22 protein-coding genes, 1 pseudogene and 2 other annotated features are annotated in these 20,735 nt (G+C 46.6%); of the genes and pseudogenes, 4 read left to right on the top strand and 19 right to left on the bottom strand.

The features are described 5' to 3' along the window. Positions 1 to 20 precede the first annotated feature (20 nt). The 6 genes from groES to NST40_RS05015 form a co-directional block, all read right to left on the bottom strand. Positions 21 to 302 (bottom strand): co-chaperone GroES, encoded by a 282-nt coding sequence (gene groES / locus NST40_RS05040; protein ID WP_036676506.1) that lies wholly within the window; start codon positions 300 to 302, stop codon positions 21 to 23. Between the two features lie 512 nt (positions 303 to 814). Further along, complete coding sequence (tatC, locus tag NST40_RS05035; RefSeq protein WP_038568942.1) at positions 815 to 1,582, bottom strand: twin-arginine translocase subunit TatC; 768 nt, start codon at positions 1,580 to 1,582, stop codon at positions 815 to 817. A gap of 143 nt (positions 1,583 to 1,725) precedes the next feature. Beyond that, the gene (locus NST40_RS05030; RefSeq protein WP_036676510.1) at positions 1,726 to 1,968 is read right to left on the bottom strand and encodes a twin-arginine translocase TatA/TatE family subunit; all 243 of its coding nucleotides are present in this window, start codon (positions 1,966 to 1,968) and stop codon (positions 1,726 to 1,728) included. 139 nt (positions 1,969 to 2,107) lie between these two features. Next, on the bottom strand, positions 2,108 to 2,593 hold the full coding sequence (locus NST40_RS05025; protein WP_036676512.1) for a MogA/MoaB family molybdenum cofactor biosynthesis protein: 486 nt from the start codon (positions 2,591 to 2,593) through the stop codon (positions 2,108 to 2,110). A gap of 85 nt (positions 2,594 to 2,678) precedes the next feature. Next, positions 2,679 to 3,149, bottom strand: coding sequence for a cyclic pyranopterin monophosphate synthase MoaC (gene moaC / locus NST40_RS05020; RefSeq protein ID WP_076129224.1), 471 nt, complete (start codon positions 3,147 to 3,149; stop codon positions 2,679 to 2,681). A gap of 3 nt (positions 3,150 to 3,152) precedes the next feature. After that, positions 3,153 to 3,788 (bottom strand): 5-formyltetrahydrofolate cyclo-ligase, encoded by a 636-nt coding sequence (locus tag NST40_RS05015; RefSeq protein WP_341001260.1) that lies wholly within the window; start codon positions 3,786 to 3,788, stop codon positions 3,153 to 3,155. Between the two features lie 244 nt (positions 3,789 to 4,032). Here NST40_RS05015 and NST40_RS05010 point away from each other — a divergent pair, with 244 nt between their 5' ends. Further along, complete coding sequence (locus NST40_RS05010) at positions 4,033 to 5,973, top strand: ABC-F family ATP-binding cassette domain-containing protein (RefSeq protein WP_076219612.1); 1,941 nt, start codon at positions 4,033 to 4,035, stop codon at positions 5,971 to 5,973. Positions 5,974 to 6,379: 406 nt separating this feature from the next. Here the strand turns inward: NST40_RS05010 and NST40_RS05005 are convergent, their stop codons facing one another. From NST40_RS05005 to NST40_RS04970, 8 genes and pseudogenes are all read right to left on the bottom strand, one after another. Then, positions 6,380 to 7,915 carry a 2-isopropylmalate synthase gene (locus tag NST40_RS05005; protein WP_036676518.1) on the bottom strand — a complete coding sequence of 512 codons (1,536 nt, stop codon included), beginning with the start codon at positions 7,913 to 7,915 and terminating at the stop codon, positions 6,380 to 6,382. A gap of 236 nt (positions 7,916 to 8,151) precedes the next feature. Next, positions 8,152 to 8,433, bottom strand: a binding site (T-box leader). A gap of 52 nt (positions 8,434 to 8,485) precedes the next feature. Further along, positions 8,486 to 8,780: a binding site (T-box leader), on the bottom strand. Positions 8,781 to 8,823: 43 nt separating this feature from the next. Beyond that, complete coding sequence (tsaD, locus tag NST40_RS05000; protein WP_076219611.1) at positions 8,824 to 9,873, bottom strand: tRNA (adenosine(37)-N6)-threonylcarbamoyltransferase complex transferase subunit TsaD; 1,050 nt, start codon at positions 9,871 to 9,873, stop codon at positions 8,824 to 8,826. Continuing rightward, the gene (rimI, locus tag NST40_RS04995) at positions 9,870 to 10,394 is read right to left on the bottom strand and encodes a ribosomal protein S18-alanine N-acetyltransferase (protein WP_076219610.1); all 525 of its coding nucleotides are present in this window, start codon (positions 10,392 to 10,394) and stop codon (positions 9,870 to 9,872) included. Before rimI ends, tsaD begins: the two co-directional genes overlap by 4 nt. After that, a complete protein-coding gene (tsaB, locus tag NST40_RS04990; RefSeq protein ID WP_342410460.1) occupies positions 10,391 to 11,221 on the bottom strand; it encodes a tRNA (adenosine(37)-N6)-threonylcarbamoyltransferase complex dimerization subunit type 1 TsaB in 831 nt (276 codons plus the stop codon). Before tsaB ends, rimI begins: the two co-directional genes overlap by 4 nt. A 5-nt stretch (positions 11,222 to 11,226) precedes the next feature. Then, on the bottom strand, positions 11,227 to 11,688 hold the full coding sequence (gene tsaE / locus NST40_RS04985) for a tRNA (adenosine(37)-N6)-threonylcarbamoyltransferase complex ATPase subunit type 1 TsaE (RefSeq protein WP_256716125.1): 462 nt from the start codon (positions 11,686 to 11,688) through the stop codon (positions 11,227 to 11,229). Positions 11,689 to 11,921: 233 nt separating this feature from the next. Next, positions 11,922 to 12,005, bottom strand: a pseudogene (locus tag NST40_RS04980) (multidrug resistance efflux transporter family protein); the annotation flags it as partial. Positions 12,006 to 12,154: 149 nt separating this feature from the next. Beyond that, the gene (locus tag NST40_RS04975; protein WP_036676525.1) at positions 12,155 to 12,340 is read right to left on the bottom strand and encodes an H-type small acid-soluble spore protein; all 186 of its coding nucleotides are present in this window, start codon (positions 12,338 to 12,340) and stop codon (positions 12,155 to 12,157) included. A 31-nt stretch (positions 12,341 to 12,371) separates the two neighbouring features. Then, complete coding sequence (locus NST40_RS04970; protein ID WP_175617343.1) at positions 12,372 to 12,542, bottom strand: hypothetical protein; 171 nt, start codon at positions 12,540 to 12,542, stop codon at positions 12,372 to 12,374. A 139-nt stretch (positions 12,543 to 12,681) separates the two neighbouring features. Here NST40_RS04970 and NST40_RS04965 point away from each other — a divergent pair, with 139 nt between their 5' ends. Next, positions 12,682 to 13,653, top strand: coding sequence for a Ku protein (locus NST40_RS04965; protein ID WP_342410457.1), 972 nt, complete (start codon positions 12,682 to 12,684; stop codon positions 13,651 to 13,653). A gap of 12 nt (positions 13,654 to 13,665) precedes the next feature. Beyond that, the gene (locus NST40_RS04960; RefSeq protein ID WP_076276847.1) at positions 13,666 to 14,613 is read left to right on the top strand and encodes an RNA ligase family protein; all 948 of its coding nucleotides are present in this window, start codon (positions 13,666 to 13,668) and stop codon (positions 14,611 to 14,613) included. A gap of 37 nt (positions 14,614 to 14,650) precedes the next feature. Here NST40_RS04960 and NST40_RS04955 read toward each other — a convergent pair whose 3' ends face one another. The 4 genes from NST40_RS04955 to NST40_RS04940 form a co-directional block, all read right to left on the bottom strand. Beyond that, entirely contained in the window at positions 14,651 to 15,457 is an 807-nt protein-coding gene (locus NST40_RS04955) for a hypothetical protein (protein WP_342410456.1), read from the bottom strand. Between the two features lie 26 nt (positions 15,458 to 15,483). Continuing rightward, positions 15,484 to 16,299 carry a hypothetical protein gene (locus NST40_RS04950; RefSeq protein ID WP_341001256.1) on the bottom strand — a complete coding sequence of 272 codons (816 nt, stop codon included), beginning with the start codon at positions 16,297 to 16,299 and terminating at the stop codon, positions 15,484 to 15,486. A gap of 519 nt (positions 16,300 to 16,818) precedes the next feature. Next, complete coding sequence (locus tag NST40_RS04945; protein WP_342410455.1) at positions 16,819 to 18,003, bottom strand: hypothetical protein; 1,185 nt, start codon at positions 18,001 to 18,003, stop codon at positions 16,819 to 16,821. Beyond that, positions 17,967 to 18,569 carry a sigma-70 family RNA polymerase sigma factor gene (locus NST40_RS04940; protein ID WP_342410454.1) on the bottom strand — a complete coding sequence of 201 codons (603 nt, stop codon included), beginning with the start codon at positions 18,567 to 18,569 and terminating at the stop codon, positions 17,967 to 17,969. Before NST40_RS04940 ends, NST40_RS04945 begins: the two co-directional genes overlap by 37 nt. 123 nt (positions 18,570 to 18,692) lie before the next feature. Between NST40_RS04940 and ligD the strand changes: the two genes are divergently transcribed. Then, positions 18,693 to 19,577 carry a non-homologous end-joining DNA ligase gene (ligD, locus tag NST40_RS04935; protein ID WP_076129236.1) on the top strand — a complete coding sequence of 295 codons (885 nt, stop codon included), beginning with the start codon at positions 18,693 to 18,695 and terminating at the stop codon, positions 19,575 to 19,577. A gap of 203 nt (positions 19,578 to 19,780) precedes the next feature. Here ligD and NST40_RS04930 read toward each other — a convergent pair whose 3' ends face one another. Continuing rightward, the gene (locus NST40_RS04930) at positions 19,781 to 20,620 is read right to left on the bottom strand and encodes a YitT family protein (RefSeq protein WP_248547977.1); all 840 of its coding nucleotides are present in this window, start codon (positions 20,618 to 20,620) and stop codon (positions 19,781 to 19,783) included. Between the last annotated feature and the right edge of the window lie 115 nt (positions 20,621 to 20,735).

Genomic DNA, 20,735 nt, shown 5'->3' with positions numbered 1-20,735 from the left:
AGCTTATGATCGACTCTTACTTAGTCAAGAATCGCGTGAATGTCGCTTTCTTTCATAATCAAATATTCTTTACCTTCATATTTGATTTCTGTTCCTGCATATTTTGAGAAAAGAACACGGTCGCCTTCTTTAACTTCAAGTGCTACACGTACTCCATCTTTCAAAGCTCCGCTGCCTACTGCAATAATAGTTCCTTCTTGTGGCTTTTCTTTCGAGGAGTCCGGAAGCACAATCCCGAATGAAGTTGTTTCCTCCTGCTCGCTCGGTAGCACCAATACGCGTTCACCTAATGGTTTGATCATGAAAAAATAGCCTCCTTTAAAATTATGTTATTTTGCTTCAAAACATAGTTTAGAACTTACCGGTCAAACTTAGAATGCTGTGATGTTCTTGAAAAATATCAATGGAACCCTGCTAATCTCCAGCCCATCTCCTATTTTTCAAGAGCGTTAGCACTCAACAGCGTGCAGTGCTAACAACAATTTTTATGATACTCAACTTGAGCCCGGATTTCAAGTCTTTTTACACAAATTCGTATTAGTTTTCGCAAAAAAATACGTTTCAATGCTTGTCCAAGCACACACTCTATTACATTGTATCCACGGGTTTTGAAAATATGCGTAGGATTCCAGCGCTTTCCTCTCACCCCTTATAGATATGAACGTTGCTAGAATGGTTAGACCTTTGCATCTAATGATCCTGATCGATCGATAACAATTACTTACTAAGTGTATTCAATCCAACTAATGAAATCAACTTATAGCAAAAAAGCTGCCACATTCGTAGAAAATCTACTTAGCGGCAGCCTCTCTCCTCACTCCTGCTTCTGAACATACCGTTCATCCCGTGCCGCGTCCGCAGCAAGTTGCTTGCGGTAGACAAATGCAGATAAAAATACACTGAACTCATACAAAATGAGCAGTGGAATCGTCACCAGAAAATCTGAGATAAAATCCGGGGGCGTGATAACTACAGCAATAAAAACAAGCGTGAAATAGGCGTACCGACGCATTTTACGCAAGCGTAGCGGGTTGAGAACTCTTAGTTTGGTCAGAAACATCACCAGCAATGGAAGTTCAAACAGCAATGCCAGCGGCAATACCAGGCTGAACATGAAGTTGAAATACTGTGCAATCCCGTAGGTCTCTTCCAGTCCCATGCTTCTGGTAATTGAGATTGTGAACGAAAGTGCCATTGGAAAAACAATATAATAAGCAAAAGAAAGACCGATAAGGAAAAGAACAAACACATAGGGAACATATCGAAGTGTCGCACTTCGCTCCTCCGGCCGCAGGCCCGGACTGATAAACGCCCACAGCTGGTAGGCAATAAACGGGACAGAAATCACTAGCGAAACGGCCATCGCGATCTTCATGTACATCCCAATGCCATCCCAGAATGAGAATGCATGCAGAACAAAACCTTGCGCCAGGTCCGTGCTAATCAAATAATCGTAAATGGGCTTTGCACAAAATAATCCGCCTATTAATCCAAGGACAAATACGATTAACACATAAATAATCCGTTTGCGCAGCTCGGTGAGATGATCCACCACCGACATTTCTTCCGATTTCAGAGACATCCAGACACCATCCCATGACAAGAGTAAAAAAGATAACACTAACTTTCTTCAAAGCAGTGTCCGTTGCTGCGGAAAGCAAAGAAAAAGGGGCGTCTCCTCAAGTCTAGTAGACTCCTGAGAATGCCCCATTGAAAGATCTTCTATTATTCCGGCAGGCGTTTGTCCTGAGGAATATCTGCAGCGACCGTTTGCGGGGCCGTCGGCACAGGAGCTTCGCTCTTCTTCACCGGTTCATTATCCCCGATGATTTCACGCGCGCCTTCCTTAAATTCACGGAAGGTTCGTCCAACTGCACGGCCTAGCTCTGGCAGTTTATTTGGGCCAAAGAGCAGAAGTGCCAGTATGACCAACAAAATAATACCAGGAGTACCAATTCCACTAAACATTATTATTCCTCCTTGTCCACCTGTCCGTTCATGGTATCGTTTACTTTAATTTAATAATACCATAACTTATGTCACAGTTACATCCACTTTCTTCTATAAATAGATTATCATTGTGACGTGACAAGAAGATGACAAAGGGTTATTGGCGGTATTGGCCAGTTACCATGAGCAGTGCTTCCGGTAATTGATCCATAATAGCTGCCAGATTCTCATGAACACCCTTCGGCGTTCCAGGTAAATTGACAATCAACGTGCGACCGCGAATGCCGCATATCCCACGAAAAAGCATAGCTGCACGGTTTTTTTGCATCACTGTGCTTCGCATAGCTTCTGAGAGCCCAGGCACTTCCCGTTCTACTACTCGCCGAGTAGCATCCGGGGTCACATCACGAATCGCCAGATCTGTGCCTCCGGTGGTCAGTACCAAATCTGCCTGAAAATAGTCCGTCAGTTCAATCAAGGCTGCGATAATCTCATCTTGTTCATCGGGAACGATTCGATATTCAATGATCTCGCCACCTAGTTCCTCTTCCACCAGCTCCCGAATAACCTGGGCGCTCGTGTCTTCCCGTTCGCCCCTGGCCCCTTTATCACTGGCCGTTAGGATTGCTGTCTTCCACGCCATAGGTTTGTCCTTCCTCTCTATATGTATAGTTGGCTGTACAGTTCAGCCTGCTCGCCTCAGCGCTTCGAACAAAAGCAGCTGATACTTATTCGAGCGCATAATCTCCGTTCTTGCCCCCGCTCTTAGATACCAGAAGCGTCGGTCCGATAATCATATCCTTCTGAATAGCCTTACACATGTCGTACACCGTTAGTGCTGAGGCAGAAACAGCGGTTAAGGCTTCCATCTCTACTCCGGTTTTTCCTGTAGTACGGACTGTTGCTTCTATATAAAGTTCATCTTCGCTGTTATCGGAGAAGCTGATATCAATACCGGTAAGTGGCAGCGGGTGGCACATCGGAATCCAGTCTGACGTCTTCTTAGCCGCCATAATCCCGGCGATCTGTGCAACAGCAAGGACATCACCTTTGCTGATCTTGCCACTCTTAATGGCGCTCAGCGTTCCAGCAGCCATCTTGATCATACTCCGCGCGACAGCTGTCCGCTTCGTAATCTCCTTCTCACTCACATCCACCATACGAGCTCTTCCCTGCTCGTTGAAATGGGTCAATTCCATGGCTCACTCTCCTTTTCGGCAGTGCACTATACCATTTTCAGTAATCAGCATGTCCATTAAAGCATCATGCTCATCCATCGGCACCCTTGGAACCAACTGCATGCCGTAAGCTAACCCGATCCATATCGGGGGCTGTGCGCTAACGTCCCCGGCTTTCTCCCAAGACGCACGTAACCGGTCATAGTATCCTCGACCGTAGCCAAGCCTGCCGCCTTGAAGATCAAATGCTAGCCCTGGTACGAACACAACAGCAGGTAGCTTAATCTCTTCAATCTCTAATAAATCTCTGCTGGAGACAATAGGTTCTTGGATACCATAAGCCCCCGGCTCTAAATCGCTCCATGCATTCACCGCGTGGATACTCATTTCACCGCTTGCTGGAATTACACGCGGCAACAGCACCTTACGCTGATCTTTCCACGCCTGTGTGATAAGTGGGCGGGTATCAAGCTCTGAACGAAAAGACACATAGGCCATTAGTGAAGTTATACCCTTCGTCTCCAGCCACTCCAATGCATAGTGGCAGACTTCAGATGATAGTTTACTTCTCTGGTCCGAAGACAGCTCGTTTCGGGCGATGGTCTTCTCCGTTCGTAATTGTTGCTTTACTTTGGAGATCTCCGACTCCTTGCTGGACATTGTCGGCCTCCCCCTCTTATTCATCCCTAGCTTATCCTTGTTTGTAAATCCAGTTTACCACTCTTCTCCCCGGTTCGCCAAGGTGGATAGAACTGTGTTATCGGACTAGGTCGTTATTCCCTCCTTACATTAGATCGAACCCTCGCTTGGGAAACGCTTTTCATGTAAACTATAGAATAAGTTGTTCATACGGCTGAGGGATAAATACCAAGGCGAAATATGCAAGGGTGGAGGTTTCATCGTTATGCTTCTTCAAGCGACAGGAATTACTAAATCATATGGTATACAGAACGTACTGGATGGCATAAGCCTACAGGTAAATGAAAAGGAACGTGTCGGGCTAGTGGGTGTGAATGGTGCCGGCAAATCAACTTTTCTACAAATTCTGGCCGGTGAGATGTCTTATGACAGCGGTCAAATTCATAAATCAAAAGAAACAACAATCGGATATTTAGCTCAGAATAGCGGACTGCAATCTGACAAAACCATTCATGAAGAAATGATGGCGGTCTTCGCTCCGCTGATCGAAGCCGAAACGGAGCTGAGAGAGTTAGAAGTAAGTATTGCTGATCCTAAGCTCGCGGAAGACCCCAAGCGGTACGAAGAACTGCTTGAACGATATGCGCGGCGCTCGGATTGGTTCAAGGACCACGGCGGCTATGAAATGAATACACGGATTCGCAGTGTCCTACACGGCATGGGCTTCAGTGATTTCCCACCAGATACACCCATTTCTACCCTTAGTGGAGGCCAAAAGACCCGGCTCGCGCTGGCCCGTATTTTGCTTCAGGCTCCAGATCTTCTGATGCTGGATGAGCCTACTAACCATCTGGATATCGAAACGTTAACGTGGCTGGAGGATTACCTCCGCAGCTATGCTGGCGGGATTCTGGTTGTATCCCATGACCGTTATTTCCTAGACCGTCTCGTGACCACTATTGTAGAGATCGAGCGGCACCAGTCCCGGCGTTATACGGGTAACTACAGTCGTTATGTAGATTTGAAGGCTGCCGAATATGAAGCACGGATGAAGCAATATGAGAAGCAACAGGATGAAATTTCTCGAATGGAGGATTTCGTTCAGAAAAATATTGTCCGGGCTTCCACCACAAAACGTGCGCAGAGCAGACGCAAAGCGCTTGAGAAGATGGATCGTCTAGATCGTCCAATGGGTGATCTGAAGAAGGCTAGCTTCTCCTTTGAGCCAGACTTTATGTCTGGAAAAGAGGTGCTTCAAGTGCGCAATGTTGCGGTTGCCTTTAATGAAGGTTCACCTTTATTTAAGGACGCTTCTTTTGAGCTTCGTCGGGGGGAGACTGCTGCCCTGATCGGTCCCAATGGTATCGGTAAATCCACACTGCTGCAGTGTATGACCGGAACCCGTGAGCCTTCTGCTGGAACGGTGAATTGGGGCACTAAAGTAAAAATTGCTTATTATGATCAGGAACAGACCCGCCTTAATCCACAAAATACGGTTATGGAAGAACTGTGGAGTGAATATCCAATGATCGAGGAAGCCAGAATTCGTACGATCCTTGGTAATTTCCTTTTTAGCGGAGAGGATGTTCTTAAGAAGATTTCCGCACTCAGCGGCGGCGAAAAAGCTCGGGTTTCGTTATCTAAACTAATGCTCCGCGGTGCAAATATGCTAATTCTCGATGAACCTACCAACCATTTGGATCTGGTCAGCCGTGAAGTTCTGGAATCTGCTTTAATTGATTTCGAAGGCACCCTGCTGTTCATCTCCCATGACCGTTATTTTTTGAACAAAATGGCGGAAAGAGTACTGGAGCTACATCCCGAAGGGATCGACCAATACCTCGGCAACTACGATGACTATGTCGAGAAGAAACGAGAATTAGAAGAGATTGCAAAAGATGCCGCTGAACTAGCTACTAAAAACGTCAATAAGGACACTGCTGTACCTGAAAAAAGCGCTGTAACCTCTTTTGAAGCAGACAAGCAGGCTAAGCGTGAAGAGCGTAACCGCAAACGGCGTATCGCAGAGCTTGAGGAGAACATCGCCTCACTTGAAGAATCAATCGTATTTATAGAGCATGAAATGACTAAACCTGAAGTTTATCAGGATTATTTAGCACTTCAAGGTTATGAAGAGGACCTGAAGAACAAAAAATCTCAGCTGACAGATTTCTTTAGCGAATGGGAAATCCTTGCTGACGAATAATGTAAATCCTCCTTATAAATATTTTTTCATCGTTCTAGATTTGTTCATAAATAGTTATCCACAGCTCTATACACAGGTTTCGTGTATAACTCCCTACTTCAAAAGACCCTTCGGGGTCTTTTTTATGCGTTAAATCGGTATTTTCAAGGAAAAGGAATTATTATCCACGGATCTATCCACATTATCCACAATTCTCACAGTGTTTCATTGCCAACAAAATTGTTTATTAGAGCATTTTGAAAAAAGCCGTTATTGCTGATTTTACGCACTTTTTACACAACTCAGGCAGAATATGTGGATAACGTTGTCCACAACTTGACAAAAGACGTAACCCCATTTTACAAGACTGATTTTCTGCTAAAAAAGAACCCGCTATCTCCTAAACTGACAGCGGGCACGTCGTATTTTAGACAATCTGTGTAGAGAGCAGGGCGGCATTACAGGCTGCGATATAAGCGATGCCTGCCGCCATAATTATATCTTGGTGAGTGGCCGTGCCTCTGAATTTAAGGCCCTCCCACTCCACCATCACCGCTGCTTCTGCTTGCGCATTCTCTCCGCTTCCAAGCGAATGAAGCTCGAGTCCTGCAAAGTCTATCTCCTCAGCGATCCCTTGCCCAATAGCGGCGATAATCGCTTCAAGCGGGCCTTCGCCAGTGCTGGTATGTGACGTTTCCCGGCCAGTCTGCAGATGGCGTACCGTAACTGCAGCTACACGGCGCTGGGCACTGCCCGCCAATACCTGAACCTCACCCAGCTCATAGACCTGAGCTTGTTGTCCAGTTGTACTGCTTACCATTTGCAGCAGCTGGTCATCACTGACAACCTTTTGACGGTCAGCGGTCTCTTTAAAGGACTCATAAAGTGCATCCAGCTCCGCAGGCTCCAGCGTTATTCCATACTTCGCAGCCCGATCCTTCAGCGCATGTCTGCCAGAATGTTTGCCCAGAATGATCATGCTGCGGGGGATGCCCAGCCGTTCGGGATCCATAATCTCATAGGTACTACGATCCTTGAGCAGGCCATCCTGATGAATCCCGGACTCATGCTGGAAGGCATTTCTTCCGACGACCGGCTTGTTATAGGCGATTGGGAAATGCATCGCTCCACTAATCAGCCGGGAAGTATCATACAGTTTATCCAGCACGATACCTGTTTCTGCACCGATTGCATCGCCGCGGGTTTCAAGCGCCATAACAAGCTCTTCCAGTGCGCAGTTCCCTGTGCGCTCGCCTACACCGTTCACGGTGACTTCTATCTGAGTCGCCCCTCCATCAATCGCTGCCAGACTGTTAGCTACAGCCAGCCCCAAGTCATTATGACAGTGGGCACTATAGCTGACCTTGCCACCACCTCTTGCTCCCTGCCGCACTCTCCGGAACATCTCGCCATATTCATGTGGCAATGCGTATCCTACTGTATCCGGCAGGTTAATAATGGAGGCCCCTTCCTCTATAACCGCCTCAACCATTTCAATCAGATCATCAATCCCTGTCCGCGCAGCGTCCATGGCCGTGAATTCAACTACATCACAGAATTGTCGCGCATAAGCCGTCATCTCACGCGCTTTAGCTACGACTTCAGCTCTGCTCATACGCAGTTGATGCTGCAAATGAATATCAGAAGAGGAGATAAACAAGTGAATCCGCCGACGTTCAGCATCTTGAGTGGCCCGGACTGCAGCATCGATGTCCCCTTTTACGGCCCGCGCGAAACCACAAATCTCCACGTTGCGCACCTTGCGCGAAATCGTCTGCACCGCTGCAAAATCTCCAGGACTCGATACCGGGAACCCCGGCTCCATTACATCAACACCCAGATCAGCTAGCTTATAAGCCAGCAATATTTTTTGCTCAGGAGTCAGACTAGCCCCAGGGGCCTGCTCACCGTCACGCAGGGTCGTATCGAAAATTTGAATACGTTTCTTAACTGGAATAATCATCTGAATTCCTCCTAGTTTTGTTTTCATGTAATTGGATGCCTTATCTCTATCCTATGCTTCAGCGCAGAACCACACGTCGACTTGCGGTTCTGCTCATTTCCCACCCACTGCTGCCGGCAGCTGAAACAAATGAATCTCTGCACAATGTGCAGAGTGTTCACTTTTGGCGTCTTATGTAGCGTTGAGTCCATTCCCCGGACTTCTTCTACAAGAACGCAAAAACCCGCCGTCTCTAATAAAGAGACGGCGGGTTACCCCTCCGCGGTACCACTCTTTTTGACGCATCAGCTGTCACTAATAACAAGCCTCAAAGCTGCGTCCAGCTCTTCTTCCCGGTTCAAGCTGGCATGCCAGCTTAAATCCGGAAAGGTCCGATAACGAGGACAGCCGTAGGCAGCGTACTCTTGTTCCGCCGCTCCGCTCCCGGGCGAGCTTCAAGAAATCCGGTGACTGCGTCGCACCAACCCGCAGCTCTCTGTTCACCGTCAAACTCTACTACTCCCGTTCTTAGCGTGTATTATATAAATTACTCACCACTCTAAATCCATACAAAAAAGCCTGCCATCTCATTCAAGAGACGACAGGCTGTTAACCTTCGCGGTACCACTCTTGTTGATGCTCTGTATCGGCTAAGTTCCTACCGATTCCAATTGAACATCCACTCTACGGTCCAGTATGTTAGGTACTAGACCACCCTATCACGGAGGTTACCCGTAAACGGTGTACAAACGTTCCGGCGACAATTGCCAGTAATGCTTCCACCGCTCCGCTCCCAGACGAGTTCAGGACTCCTTCGACTGCGTTGCACCCACCCGCAGTTCTCTTATCCCAGAGTATCCTTACTACTTCCGCTCATCGCGTTTGCCTTGTTTAATTGAACTGATTATACTCGTTAGCTCCAAATGATGTCAATAGGCAGATACAGACCATTGTTCCAGTGAGAATCCAGGGTCAGCTACCATATCCAGCGGTATTCCACCGTCATGCTGCCACTTCACGTATGCAGCCGCTCCAATCATCGCCGCATTATCCGTGCAATACACCGGTGGAGGAATAATAAGTTCAATGCCCTCCGTTTCACAGCGCGAAATTAATGCCGAGCGGAGTCCGCCATTAGCAGCGACCCCCCCACAGAGCAATAACTGTCTGGAGTTAGTGGCTTTAACGGCGCGTACCGCCTTTTCCACCAGCACTTCAACTACGGATTCTTGGAACCCCCGGGCGATGCCTGCGACATTGGGTTCAAGACCTTTCATTTTGCTCTGATTCACCACATTCAGCACCGCCGATTTTAGACCGCTGAAGCTGAAATCATAAGAGTTCGGCTCCAGCCATACCCGCGGCAATGCAACAACTTCCGTCGCTTCGCGTGCCAGGCGATCTACATGGGGTCCGCCGGGATAAGGGAACCCTAGCGCCCGAGCCACTTTATCATATGCTTCACCTACAGCATCATCACGCGTGCGGCCGATAATTCGAAACTCACCCTCACGCTCCATATGAACCAGTTCAGTATGTCCACCTGACACCACTAGTGTCATACATGGATACTGCAACTCTGCAACCAGACGGTTAGCATAGATGTGGCCTGCAATATGATGCGTGCCAATTAACGGCTTGCCCCATGCAAGAGCAAGGCTTTTAGCTGCTACTACCCCGACCAGTAAAGCTCCCACCAAACCCGGGCCTTGAGTCACCGCTACCGCAGTCAATTGTTCGGGTGTAACGCCTGCCTTGGCGAGCGCTTCCTCGATTACGAGCGTAATTACCTCCACATGTTTACGGGAAGCCACTTCTGGCACCACGCCCCCAAAAGCGCGATGTGTCTCTATTTGACTCGAGATGATGTTGGATAACACTTCTGATCCGTTTTTGACCACGGCCACCGAGGTTTCATCACAACTGGTCTCTATAGCAAGTATTAGTACAGGTTGATCTGCGCCCGTTTCTGTCTTCATTTCAAGTCCACGCTTCCTTCCAAATAGCCATGCTCCTTATACTCCGGTAGATCCGCCCACATAATGAGCGCATCCTCGCGATTATCGGAATAATATCCTTTGCGCGTGCCGGCAGAACGAAAGCCTTTTTTACGATATAAATTCTGAGCTACCTCGTTGGATACCCGTACCTCAAGCGTAATGGATTTCATGCCTACGTAAGAGGCTGTATTCATTAACTCCTCCAACAGGCGCTCCCCCCATTTACGTCCACGATAAGCTTCGAGTAAGGCAATATTCGTCACATGCGCCTCATCCACGATAGCCCACATTCCAGCATAGCCAATGATATGACCCGCCAGCTCCATGACCATGTATTTAGCAAAATGATTATGCGTCAGCTCATTCCGGAAAGCTTCCTCCGTCCACGGCATGGTAAAGGCTTCGCGCTCAATAATAAGAATGTCCGGAATATCCTCCAGCTTCATCAGACGAAAAACAAGGTCAGCCTCTTGTGCTCTCAATGCTTCCACTTCCGTCATCGTTTTAAGCCTCCTTTACTACTTAACCGCAGATTGGCCTCCGCTTCCGAAATCTGAGTATAGTTAGGGATCAAGCTATGAATATCATCATTCTCTACTTGCAGCCGGGCTTCACCAAGGAAGCCTGTCCAGCGGCCCTCCAGCTCATATGGAACAGCTACAGAAGTGCCGAGTTCCGCCAGCGGATGTAGTGATTCTTCGCTGCCATGTACAGCGGTTTCTCCAACAAACCATAGAATAGCTGGTTTAGTTCCTTCAGCTGAAGCCTGTTGTAAACGTTCTGCCAAGTACTCCACCCAGTCGGCCATCAACCGGATGGCATCTGGTTCAAGGCGGCTAAGAGAACTATTCCCATCCGCTGCGAATAATCCTGTGTAGACCTGTCCCCGACGCGCATCCATCAGTGGAATGATCCAGTCTGGACCGTAGCCACTGTTCGCAGTGGCTTGGCCTGACTCTGCTGTCGTCTTATTCTTAAGGGCTATTTCATACCCACCCCATGCCACAGCATGCAGGCTCGAAATACCAACTACCGGGACATTCCATGCCCAAGCCAGTGTTTTGGCAGCGGTAACCGCGATCCGTGTTCCCGTATAAGATCCCGGGCCCACACCAACCGCAATCCCGCCCAGATTAGCAACGGTTGTTCCCGAAGCTTGCAGCGCCTGCTCTATAATCGGCAGCAAATGCACCGAATGATTCCGTTCACCGGAAGCATTAATTTCATGCAATAATTCTCCATTCTCGGTCACTGCAACCCCCAATACGGCAGTTGATGTATCCAGCGCTAAAAGCCGCTTGCGCGGCTCTGTATTCTCGTTCGTCATTTTTATTAACCCCACTTCTGGATCAGCTCCCGGCAAAGCTCACCATAAGGCTCCCCGATTGCGGTCACCGTAATGATTCTTTCCTCCGGTCCAACTGTTTCCATGTATATATGCATATGCCGCGGCGGCATTAACTCCGTAATAATACTGCTCCATTCTACCAAACAAACACCCTGACCATAGAAATACTCATCCAATCCAAGCTCATCTGCTTCCTGAAGTGAAATCCGATATACATCCATGTGATATAACGGCAGACGACCTTCGTACTCTTTAATAATAGTAAAAGTAGGACTGTTTACGATCCCTTTCACTCCAAGATGGCGAGCATAACCTTGCGAGAAGGCCGTTTTTCCTGCGCCTAGATCACCGTCCAAACCGATAACCATGCCTGCCGTTGAAGCAGCAGCTATTGCACTTGCCAGTTGCTCCGTATCCTGCAGATTGTAAGAACGGTAAGTGAACACCGTTTCGACTGTTTTGTCCAACTACAACTACCACCTTTTAAAATATACCTGTCGAAAACCATTACATTCAATTATATCGGTATGGTCCATCCACCGCAACAACTGTCCCGCCCATTGTTTAAGCCGAAGGAGGTACAGCCCTCTTCTTCACTTGCGTGGTTAAGCTGAATTTCGATACCGAACGCTGCGAGAATGGGTGGCTTCGACTGCCGTTAATCCGCTCATGCTGCTCCTACCATATCTGTAGCTTGAAAGAATAATACTGTGGCAATAACTCCTGAACACAGCGTAACAATAATGGACTGTCCTGCCTGATCCAATATATTGGTTTAAATCTTACACCGTCAACCTTGACGTCAGTTATGCTCCAAATCAAAAAAGAGACCTTTACGCAAACTTAAGCATAAAAAGTCTCTTTTTTTAAAACTATAATTCAGCTTTAACGTACGCTCTAAGTAGACCTTTGTTAGTGCTCTTGCTCTTCGAGTCGTTCAACACCCACAGTGTGCGTATTGGTTGGTCGAGAGCCAACTTGTACCGTAGCCATTCCGTTCTCTTCATCCACATGTTCAATCCATACAGGCTCCCCATCCAAATGTACACTTACAGTTTCTTTAGAAGCATAAATATCCTGTGCCCGTTTGACGTCCACAACTGTTCTCCTCCTTTATCTTTCCTAAAGTTTACGATTCTAAGGGTGACGTATCTTCGAGGGTTCGTTCCGCATCCAGCTTTTCCGAATCGGAAACCTGACTGGCCTCCGTGGACGCAATAATGCTCTCCCAATCCACAACTGTGGCCGGAATATCCTGCTCGCTCAGCGCATCGCTCCATTCGTTATCTCTTGGTTCCATACCTTAGATTCTCCTCCTCAACTTCACAGGTCCGAGTTTATTTTTTCCCAAGCTTCTCAAAAAATGCACCCGGCTAGAAAAGCCTTTCCTGCCTCATACTAACCCAAAGCAAATCAACTTAGATCAGGAGGTGTTTCTCATGCATACCGTTTGGAAAGGAGCCATCAGCTTCGGGCTTGTGCATGTTCCGGTTAAAATGTTCTCCGCTACGGAAGACAAGGACATTTCTCTGCGTTATATCCATAAGGAGTGTGGCAGCCCGCTGTCGTATGTACGCAAATGCCCGGTGTGTGACAAAGAGGTTGCTTGGGAAGAGATCGGTAAAGGATATGAGTATGAAAAAGGGAAGTTTGTGCTCTTCGACAAAGAGGAATTGGATCAACTATCCGACGAGACCAGTAAAAGCATCTCCATTCTCGACTTTGTAGACCTGACGGAGATCGATCCGATTTATTTTCAAAAAACCTACTATTTATCCCCGGATCAGGCAGGATCAAATGCTTATCGACTTCTTATGGAGGCCATGAAGCAGACAGGTAAAATTGGCATCGCCAAAATTTCAATCCGCTCAAAAAGCAGTCTGGCAGCGATCCGTGTGCTTGAGGATTGCCTTGCGATTGAGACCATTTTTTATCCTGATGAGGTACGGCCGATCTCGCAAGTGCCTGGTCTGCCCGAAGCAGGGACAGTGAACGATAAAGAGCTGGAAATGGCTAAGCTGCTGATCTCACAGCTATCCACTCCTTTTGATCCGGCAAAATATACCGATGATTATCGCCAGCGTATGCTTGATCTGATCTCACATAAAATTGCAGGCGAGGAATTTCATATCGCTCCTGCTAAACAGGAAAGCAATGTGATTGATCTAATGGCCGCCTTGCAGGCTAGTATTCAAGCTGTGCAGCATATTCCTTCAGACCCTGGTCCTTCATTAACAGGCAACACAAAAAACAAAACTAAAGCGGCTCCTGCTGCCAAAAGAAAAACAGCCAAGACCAAAACAACCGCCGCGGAACCTGCGGAGCAGCAAAACGAGGTCTCCGGGCCGGCTCCAGTCATCACACCAAAACCGAAACGCCGCAGCACGAAAAGCAAAACAACCGTATCTTAGGAGGCTCTGCGGATGAAGCTTCAGCCCATTATTCCTTTTGAACCTATACTGGCTGGGCAGCTTCCAGCAGGTGACCAGTGGATCGCACAAATTAAATGGGACGGCGTACGGATGTTGTCCTATTACGATGGAAGCACTACTCAGCTTATTAACAGACGTGGCAATTACCGTACCACGCAATATCCAGAACTTATTGATGTATCTGCTTACTGCAAGGCTGACTCCGTGATTCTTGATGGTGAGATTATCGCGCTCAAGGACGGCAAACCCTCATTTCATGAGGTGATGCGGAGGGACAGTTTGAAAAACGGTTCCACAATTTCCGTCGTTAGGCATCAGGTTCCTGTCATTTATATGATTTTTGATATTCTGTTTTATAATGGCCAATCGACGATGGATCAACCATTATTCTTGCGGCAGCAGCTGTTAAGTGACATTCTGCTGCCGCATCCCCATGTTCAAGCTGTGCCAAGTTATACCGATCCTACAGAACTGTTCGCCGCCACTCAGAACCAGGGCTTGGAAGGAATCGTCTGCAAGGACATCAACAGCACTTATGCTCCGGGCGGAAAAGATAAACGTTGGCAGAAACGCAAAATCAGTTCTGATATTACAGCTGTAGCCGGGGGTGTGACGTTCCGTGACGGTATCGTCAACGCACTGCTTCTTGGTCTTTATGATGATAAAGGAAATTTGCATTATATCGGACATGCCGGTCCGGGAAAATTGACTGTGCAGGATAAACGCGACTTAACTGCGGAGGCACACCGCCTTAAGCTGGATCGGATGCCCTTTGCAGATGTTCCACAGCGAGGCAAGGGTGCTTTTTGGATAAAGCCGGAGCTCGTCTTCAAAGTTCATTTTCTGGAATGGAACACCTCGGGCACTCTGCGTCAGCCTGTTACTCAAGCTAAAGTGGATCTTCCCCCGGAGGCATGCACAATAGAGCAAAAAGGATAAAAGAACGTCCTCCCAATCTGAAATGGGAGGACGTTTCTTATTGTGCTGTAAAACTTGTTACAAGGGCCTCAAGCTCTGCCTTTGTCTGCGCAGTATTTTTTGTACTCGTAAGTGTATAATCGACACTTCCATCAGCACTGGACCATACCAGCTGGACTTTAAGATCACCGTGATGAGGACCAAAAACTGTGTAAATCGCCTCAACCCCGTTGAGGGTCAAGCTCTCATCCTGATCCCCAGGCAGCTGGGCCAAAGTCACCCCTTCCGGTAGCGTGTATGCGGGTGCAGATCTTAAATTCAACCTCTCTCCATTTCGTAGATAGGTGATAGAGGTTTCTGTATTGCTCCACTTCAAGCTTTGCGAAATCACCTTTTTACCACCAGCTTGGGCTTTAGCTTTTAACTGATCCCTAAGGGTTTTATACTCTGAGCTAAAAAACATTGGAATCACTGGATTTAAAACGACATCCTGTAACTTATAATCCTCTGGTAGAGAAGTAGGTATCAGGAGTGACTTCCCGCTTAATGAAAGTAACTTCTGCGCCGCTTCGTTTATAGAACTGAATCTATATGGCATATAGCTTATACTCAAGGTTTCATGTGGATTAGATTTCTTATCATTTACATACAGGATCTTAAGTTCGCCTGCTTGTAAGGGAACTGTATTTTCTTTGGCAATCAAAGCTTCAATCGTTGAAGATATGGGCGTATTCTGCTCAACGGGTACGGTAGCTTTACTTTTATTATTACTCCCCGCAGGCACTGCGCCTGCTGTTCCACTCACCGCACTTATCAATACTAATAAGCTTAAGGCTGTAATCGCCGCGCTTTTCTTAATCATCATTATAATATCCTCCTTTAGCCCCTTGGTTATTTGATCATGGTTTTAGCTACCGCCAGCATTTCATTTGTCGTCAGCGTACTGGCCCGATTGTCTGAAAGGGTATATTGTATCGTGCCTGAGTTATCCAGCCATACTAGCTTTGTGTTAAAGCTTGCGTCTTTAGCGGAATCAGTTGTAAGTACTACTTTTCTGCCGTTGACCGTTAATTCTTTCTTAGATTCCGAAGCTCTTACAAAAGGTACCGCTCCTTCCGGAAGTTTGGATGGCGGCGACCCAGTTACAATGCTAAAATTGGCTTTTCCTTTCGCATACAGCTGCATAGACAAATTCGTCTGGTTCCAGCTGATGATTTTACTAAACAACTGTTTATTAGAATTACCAGCAACCGCTGCTGCCTTCAATTCCTGCTCTAGTTGCAAATACAGCTCTGAATCATTAGCTACAGCCGGTGGATAGATGATGGCTCTCGCCAGAGTGAAGCCTTTAGGAAGATTTCCGGGCTGCGGAATAGACGGACCCTTTAGCGCTTTAAACTTCGCAGCAAAGGATTTATAGTCCTTAAAAACAAACCCTTTGCCAGAGAAGCTGATCGCATCCTGTGGATTGGAGACTTTATCCCGTACGTAGTAGGCCAAAAGCGTACCTTCCTTCACTCCAGCTACGAGTGCCTGCAATTCCTTTTGGGTCTTCTGATCGGTTTGTGATGCAACCTGCGCTCCTGATGCCGCCGCAATTGTAAGAGACAAGCCGGGTACATCCACACCCCCGGCCACTCCTGTTCCCAGCAAGATTGCTGCAGAGAACGCGATAACTGTTTTTTTGAAATCAGAATGGAGCTTCAATTTCTAACATCCTCTCCTTCAATAAGGTAAATGTATTTTCACCCCTGTTTTTTAACTACACTTCTATAACAATCCAACATTAGAAAAAGGGACATTTTCTCACAAAAAAGAGGCTGTCCCAAAAGCCATGAAATAGTTGCTTGGGAAAGCCTCTTTTTTGTTCTTAACATTACAAGTGACGCATCAAGTGATGCTCCTAATGATGCAATAAGTGAGCACTTATAGAACAATTGGGGAATCTCTCCCTAAACCTCAGATATTTCTGTCCACAGAACGTATCGCCCATAGTCCACCGTCACATATACCACTAATTCCACAAATCATCTACTGCAAGCCGCACGAAAATCATACATAGCACATCGCCCACCGCCCCAACCATTAACATAGAACTCTACGCGTGGCATATCGTCACATGGCACAGTAAAATCCATTATTCCCCTATTCCATAAAAAAGCTGCCTCCCAAGTAGAATTCACTACTTTTGAGACAGCTTCTCATAATGTACAGTTAGAACAGTAGCTAGTGAATAAAACTGGTGGCAATCTTTTGCCATTGCTCACAAGTCAGTTTATTCTCCTGCTTGTCGCTCAGAGAAAGAACCATCTGGGTGGCTTCATCATACCAATACAATCGATTCTGAGAAGACCAAGCATTCTTCCCTTTTCCAGTACCCGCCGCGACAAATATTGCCTCTTTACCTGTACCTGTCACAGACCATTTTTCAGCAGTCTGGCCTTCCAAGATAGTCACTTGCATGGTATAACCCTTAAAAACACTCTGCCTTAAGGATAGTGTAATTCTTTGATCTCCGTTGTGGTAGGTAACCTCAGTATTATCTATGGAATTTGCAGCTATCTTCTCCATAAACAAGTTTTGTCCAGTTTTATCGGTTGTAGCCTTTTTTTGAAATTGTTCAAGGATTTCTTCATATTCTGTGTCTAGCGACTTGTATAGGGGAGCTGCATTAAAAGTTCCTTGCTCGAATTCATAACCATCAGCTAACGAGGAAGGCAACCCTGGCCAGAAATCGCCAACCGTTTTTAATTCTTTTACGAAGTCTTGATATTTCGAATACACCGGCGAAATAAAAGCAAACTGCAATTGATTTCCATAGCCTAACCCTAACTCCAGCTTATTTAATTCAGCATCCTTCACATAATAAGCAGCCATTTCCCCAGTGTTTAAACGAGCAAGCACTTGCTCTTTATAAGTCATAGATAAGCTCTGATACTTCTCTATCGCAGGCAAGGTTGTCGGATCAGGCGTATTATTATGCACCGTCTTCACAACAGCCTTCCCTCCGCTGTTCACTAGTGTAATAATACCACCTTGGGATTTTGAGATATCAATTGTAACCTGGCTACCTTGTTCCGATAAATCTCCATCAGCAGATAGCTGAAAAGCACCCAACCCGATAATCCCTAGCAATACAGCCGCGGAGACTCCTGTGAGCACTCTTTTTCTAAACCTAGACGGGTGTTGGGGCATCTCCTTTTGCTTCTGCATAATAGGATCTTCCGGTTCTGGGAACGGCTTCAGCTCGATAACGATGTTCGTCCTTTCACCGTCAATCCTATTCTGTTGTTCATGAATTGCTCTTACCCGCTTCATAACAGCTGCTTTTACATCCAGCTCTTCGCAGCTCCCTACCGCATCCATTTTCTTGATCATTTTCTCTTCAACAAAGCCTCGTTGCCGCACCATTCCGTTCCCCCTTTCTGAGCATTCAGCATTTTGCCAAGCTTCGTAATCGTTCGCCTGTATTTTTTCTTCACAGCATCAGTATTCTTATCCAGAATCTCCGCAATCTCCGGGAAGCTCTGTTCCTCAAAGATTCTAAGTACTAACAGGTTTCGCTCCTCTGTCTTCAGCTTCTCGAGGGCAAAAGTCAGATGTTCGTTAAATATGTAACGGTCCATCAACTGTTCCGGGCTTTCTGCAGGCGGATCTGGTTGAAAAAGCGCCATAAACTTTATTTGGCTTTGACGTTTGCGGATCAGACTGAGGCAATGATGGTAGGCAATTTTATATAGCCATGAAGAGAAGCTCGCGATAGGGCGGTATGTGCCTATATGCTGATATGCCTTTACCAGAATTTCCTGTACTGCATCCTCCGCTTCAGTACGGCTCCCAAGCAGCCGACAGCAATAGCGGTAAATCGGCTTTTGAAAAGCCTCGACGATCAAGGTATAGGAATCTACCTCGCCTGCCTGTACCCGAACAACAGTGTGCTCGATCCCGTCCAAAATCAGCAAACTCCCCTTTCTCATTAACGTATATCCTTATAAGTCTTATGATCATCCAAAAGGGACACTTTGGGAATATTTTTTTCATGAAAAGGAGCCGACTGACACATAATACCTTCATTCCTATCACAGAAAGGAGTTTCCCCGATGCCGGCAGCGATCAAAGGTACAATTACCATAGACGGAGAAGAAATCATCATCACTAATCCAGAAAAGCTGCTCTGGCCTGAATGTGGCATTACCAAACGGATTTATCTGCAAAAGCTCGCTGCACTCTCTCCCTATCTGCTGCGTTATTGCCGAGACCGGCTGCTTACCGTCATTCGTTATCCGCACGGCATCACTGGAATGTCCTTTTATCAGAAAAATGCGCCTGATCCTCTTCCGGCCTTTGTCCAAACCGCTGTACACGAGAATATTAACTATATCAAGCTGCAAGGTTTACCTGAGCTGATCTGGCTGGGGAATCTGGCTGCTTTGGAATTCCACCCTTCCCTGCATTATGTAGGCAGCGAGCTGCCCTGTGAGTGGATGATTGATCTTGATCCGTCACTTGAGATCGAACCTCGTATCATGGAAGCAACTGCGATCGTTGGGGCGGTCTTAACCTCTCTTGGCCTCTCCTCTGTACCCAAAACCTCCGGTGCTACCGGGGTGCAAATCATCGTCCCTATCGAGACTGGCGTTACTTTTGATGGATTGCGGAAAATCGGGCATTTTGTGGGTCGTTATGTCACCGAAAAGCATCCCAACCTGTTCACCCTGGAACGTCTAAAAAAGAATCGCGGAGATAAAATTTATTTTGACTACCTTCAGCATTATAGCGGCAAAACATTAGCTGCACCTTACACACCACGCGCAAGACCATTTGCTACAGTTTCTACACCCTTGCTCTGGGAGGAGGTTCAGCAAAATGTATCTCCCTCTAATTTTCATCTGCTCAATATCGAGGAACGCCTTCTGCGTATGGGAGATCTTTTAGAGAAAGTGCCCCCACAGCCCGTTGAACAGCTCATCGCTAAGCTCCCATAAAGAGCAATCCCATAGAAAAAAGAGCCTAAAAACAGCAATAAGCCCGCAGCATCAACTACATGCTACGAGCTTATTTGGCGTCCCACTCAAGGACAGAAGGTATACTATATAAGAATACGGCAGGCCGAGCTTTGTTCACCGTATTTATTGCTTTTTTATCCGTAAAAATACCTTCTTTCAGTTAATAATACTTAAGAGCTACGCTAGTGGATGGATTTCTTCTTGAAGCGGCCACCTTTAACATCATGAATGTTACCTATTGCGATGAATGCATCAGAATCCCAATCTTCAACAATGGTTTTAAGCTTAGCTTCTTCCAGACGGGTGATAACTACAAAGATCACTTTCTTGTTCTCACCGGAAAATCCGCCTTCTCCATCTAAATAAGTAACACCACGTCCAAGACGCTCTGTCAGAGCTTCCCCGATATCGCGGAATTTATCACTGATAATCCATACTGATTTCGATTGATCCAGACCCTCAAGGGTGATGTCAATAACCTTAAATGCAATATAATAAGCAATCAGGGAGAACATCGCGTTATTCCAACCGAACACAAATCCAGCTCCGGACAAGATGAACAGGTTGAAGAACATAACTACTTCACCTACAGAGAAGGGAAGCTTCTTGGCTACCAAAATCGCAACAATTTCTGTACCGTCTAGAGATCCCCCGAAACGTACAACCAATCCAACACCTACACCTAGAATGATACCGCCAAACACGGCAGCAAGCATCGGTTCAACTGTAAAGGCCTCTACATGATGCAGCATTGAAGTGCCGATAGACATAAGTAAAATCGCATATAAGGTAGATAAGGCAAATGTCTTACCGATTTGCTTATAACCGATTAACAGGAACGGAAGGTTGAGCAGTGTCAATAATATACCCAGAGGAATGTCAAATAAATGTGATAAAATAATGGAGATACCGGTTATCCCGCCATCAATCATTTGATTAGGTACTAGGAATATCTCAAGTGCAACAGCCATCATGGCGGCCCCTACGGATAACATGATCATACGCTGCGCGAACTTAGCCATTTTATGGGCACCGGTCTTCTGCAGTTTGTTCTGCTCCTCTTTGGTAAACATTTGTGGACTCACATTCATAGAACTCCCCCTACAATTTAACAGTATAGTTTTGAAACATTCGGAA

This window comes from Paenibacillus sp. FSL R10-2778, from assembly GCF_038593035.1.
Taxonomy (GTDB): Bacteria; Bacillota; Bacilli; order Paenibacillales; family Paenibacillaceae; genus Paenibacillus_AQ; species Paenibacillus_AQ odorifer.
This window is presented reverse-complemented; position numbering and strand designations above follow the sequence as displayed.

What these genes read in the sequence shown, in the direction of transcription:
- ligD (WP_076129236.1), top strand. Translation starts at nt 18,693, where the DNA reads ATGCCGGCAGCGATCAAAGGTACAATTACCATAGACGGAGAAGAAATC.
- rimI (WP_076219610.1), bottom strand. Translation starts at nt 10,394, where the DNA reads ATGACGGAAGTGGAAGCATTGAGAGCACAAGAGGCTGACCTTGTTTTT.
- NST40_RS04960 (WP_076276847.1), top strand. Translation starts at nt 13,666, where the DNA reads ATGAAGCTTCAGCCCATTATTCCTTTTGAACCTATACTGGCTGGGCAG.
- NST40_RS05015 (WP_341001260.1), bottom strand. Translation starts at nt 3,788, where the DNA reads ATGTCCAGCAAGGAGTCGGAGATCTCCAAAGTAAAGCAACAATTACGA.
- NST40_RS04970 (WP_175617343.1), bottom strand. Translation starts at nt 12,542, where the DNA reads ATGGAACCAAGAGATAACGAATGGAGCGATGCGCTGAGCGAGCAGGAT.
- NST40_RS05010 (WP_076219612.1), top strand. Translation starts at nt 4,033, where the DNA reads ATGCTTCTTCAAGCGACAGGAATTACTAAATCATATGGTATACAGAAC.
- tsaD (WP_076219611.1), bottom strand. Translation starts at nt 9,873, where the DNA reads ATGAAGACAGAAACGGGCGCAGATCAACCTGTACTAATACTTGCTATA.
- NST40_RS04955 (WP_342410456.1), bottom strand. Translation starts at nt 15,457, where the DNA reads ATGATGATTAAGAAAAGCGCGGCGATTACAGCCTTAAGCTTATTAGTA.
- NST40_RS05025 (WP_036676512.1), bottom strand. Translation starts at nt 2,593, where the DNA reads ATGGCGTGGAAGACAGCAATCCTAACGGCCAGTGATAAAGGGGCCAGG.
- NST40_RS04945 (WP_342410455.1), bottom strand. Translation starts at nt 18,003, where the DNA reads ATGGTGCGGCAACGAGGCTTTGTTGAAGAGAAAATGATCAAGAAAATG.
- NST40_RS04940 (WP_342410454.1), bottom strand. Translation starts at nt 18,569, where the DNA reads ATGAGAAAGGGGAGTTTGCTGATTTTGGACGGGATCGAGCACACTGTT.
- groES (WP_036676506.1), bottom strand. Translation starts at nt 302, where the DNA reads ATGATCAAACCATTAGGTGAACGCGTATTGGTGCTACCGAGCGAGCAG.
- moaC (WP_076129224.1), bottom strand. Translation starts at nt 3,149, where the DNA reads ATGGAATTGACCCATTTCAACGAGCAGGGAAGAGCTCGTATGGTGGAT.
- NST40_RS04930 (WP_248547977.1), bottom strand. Translation starts at nt 20,620, where the DNA reads ATGGCTAAGTTCGCGCAGCGTATGATCATGTTATCCGTAGGGGCCGCC.
- NST40_RS05005 (WP_036676518.1), bottom strand. Translation starts at nt 7,915, where the DNA reads ATGATTATTCCAGTTAAGAAACGTATTCAAATTTTCGATACGACCCTG.
- NST40_RS04965 (WP_342410457.1), top strand. Translation starts at nt 12,682, where the DNA reads ATGCATACCGTTTGGAAAGGAGCCATCAGCTTCGGGCTTGTGCATGTT.
- tsaB (WP_342410460.1), bottom strand. Translation starts at nt 11,221, where the DNA reads ATGACGAACGAGAATACAGAGCCGCGCAAGCGGCTTTTAGCGCTGGAT.
- NST40_RS05030 (WP_036676510.1), bottom strand. Translation starts at nt 1,968, where the DNA reads ATGTTTAGTGGAATTGGTACTCCTGGTATTATTTTGTTGGTCATACTG.
- tatC (WP_038568942.1), bottom strand. Translation starts at nt 1,582, where the DNA reads ATGTCTCTGAAATCGGAAGAAATGTCGGTGGTGGATCATCTCACCGAG.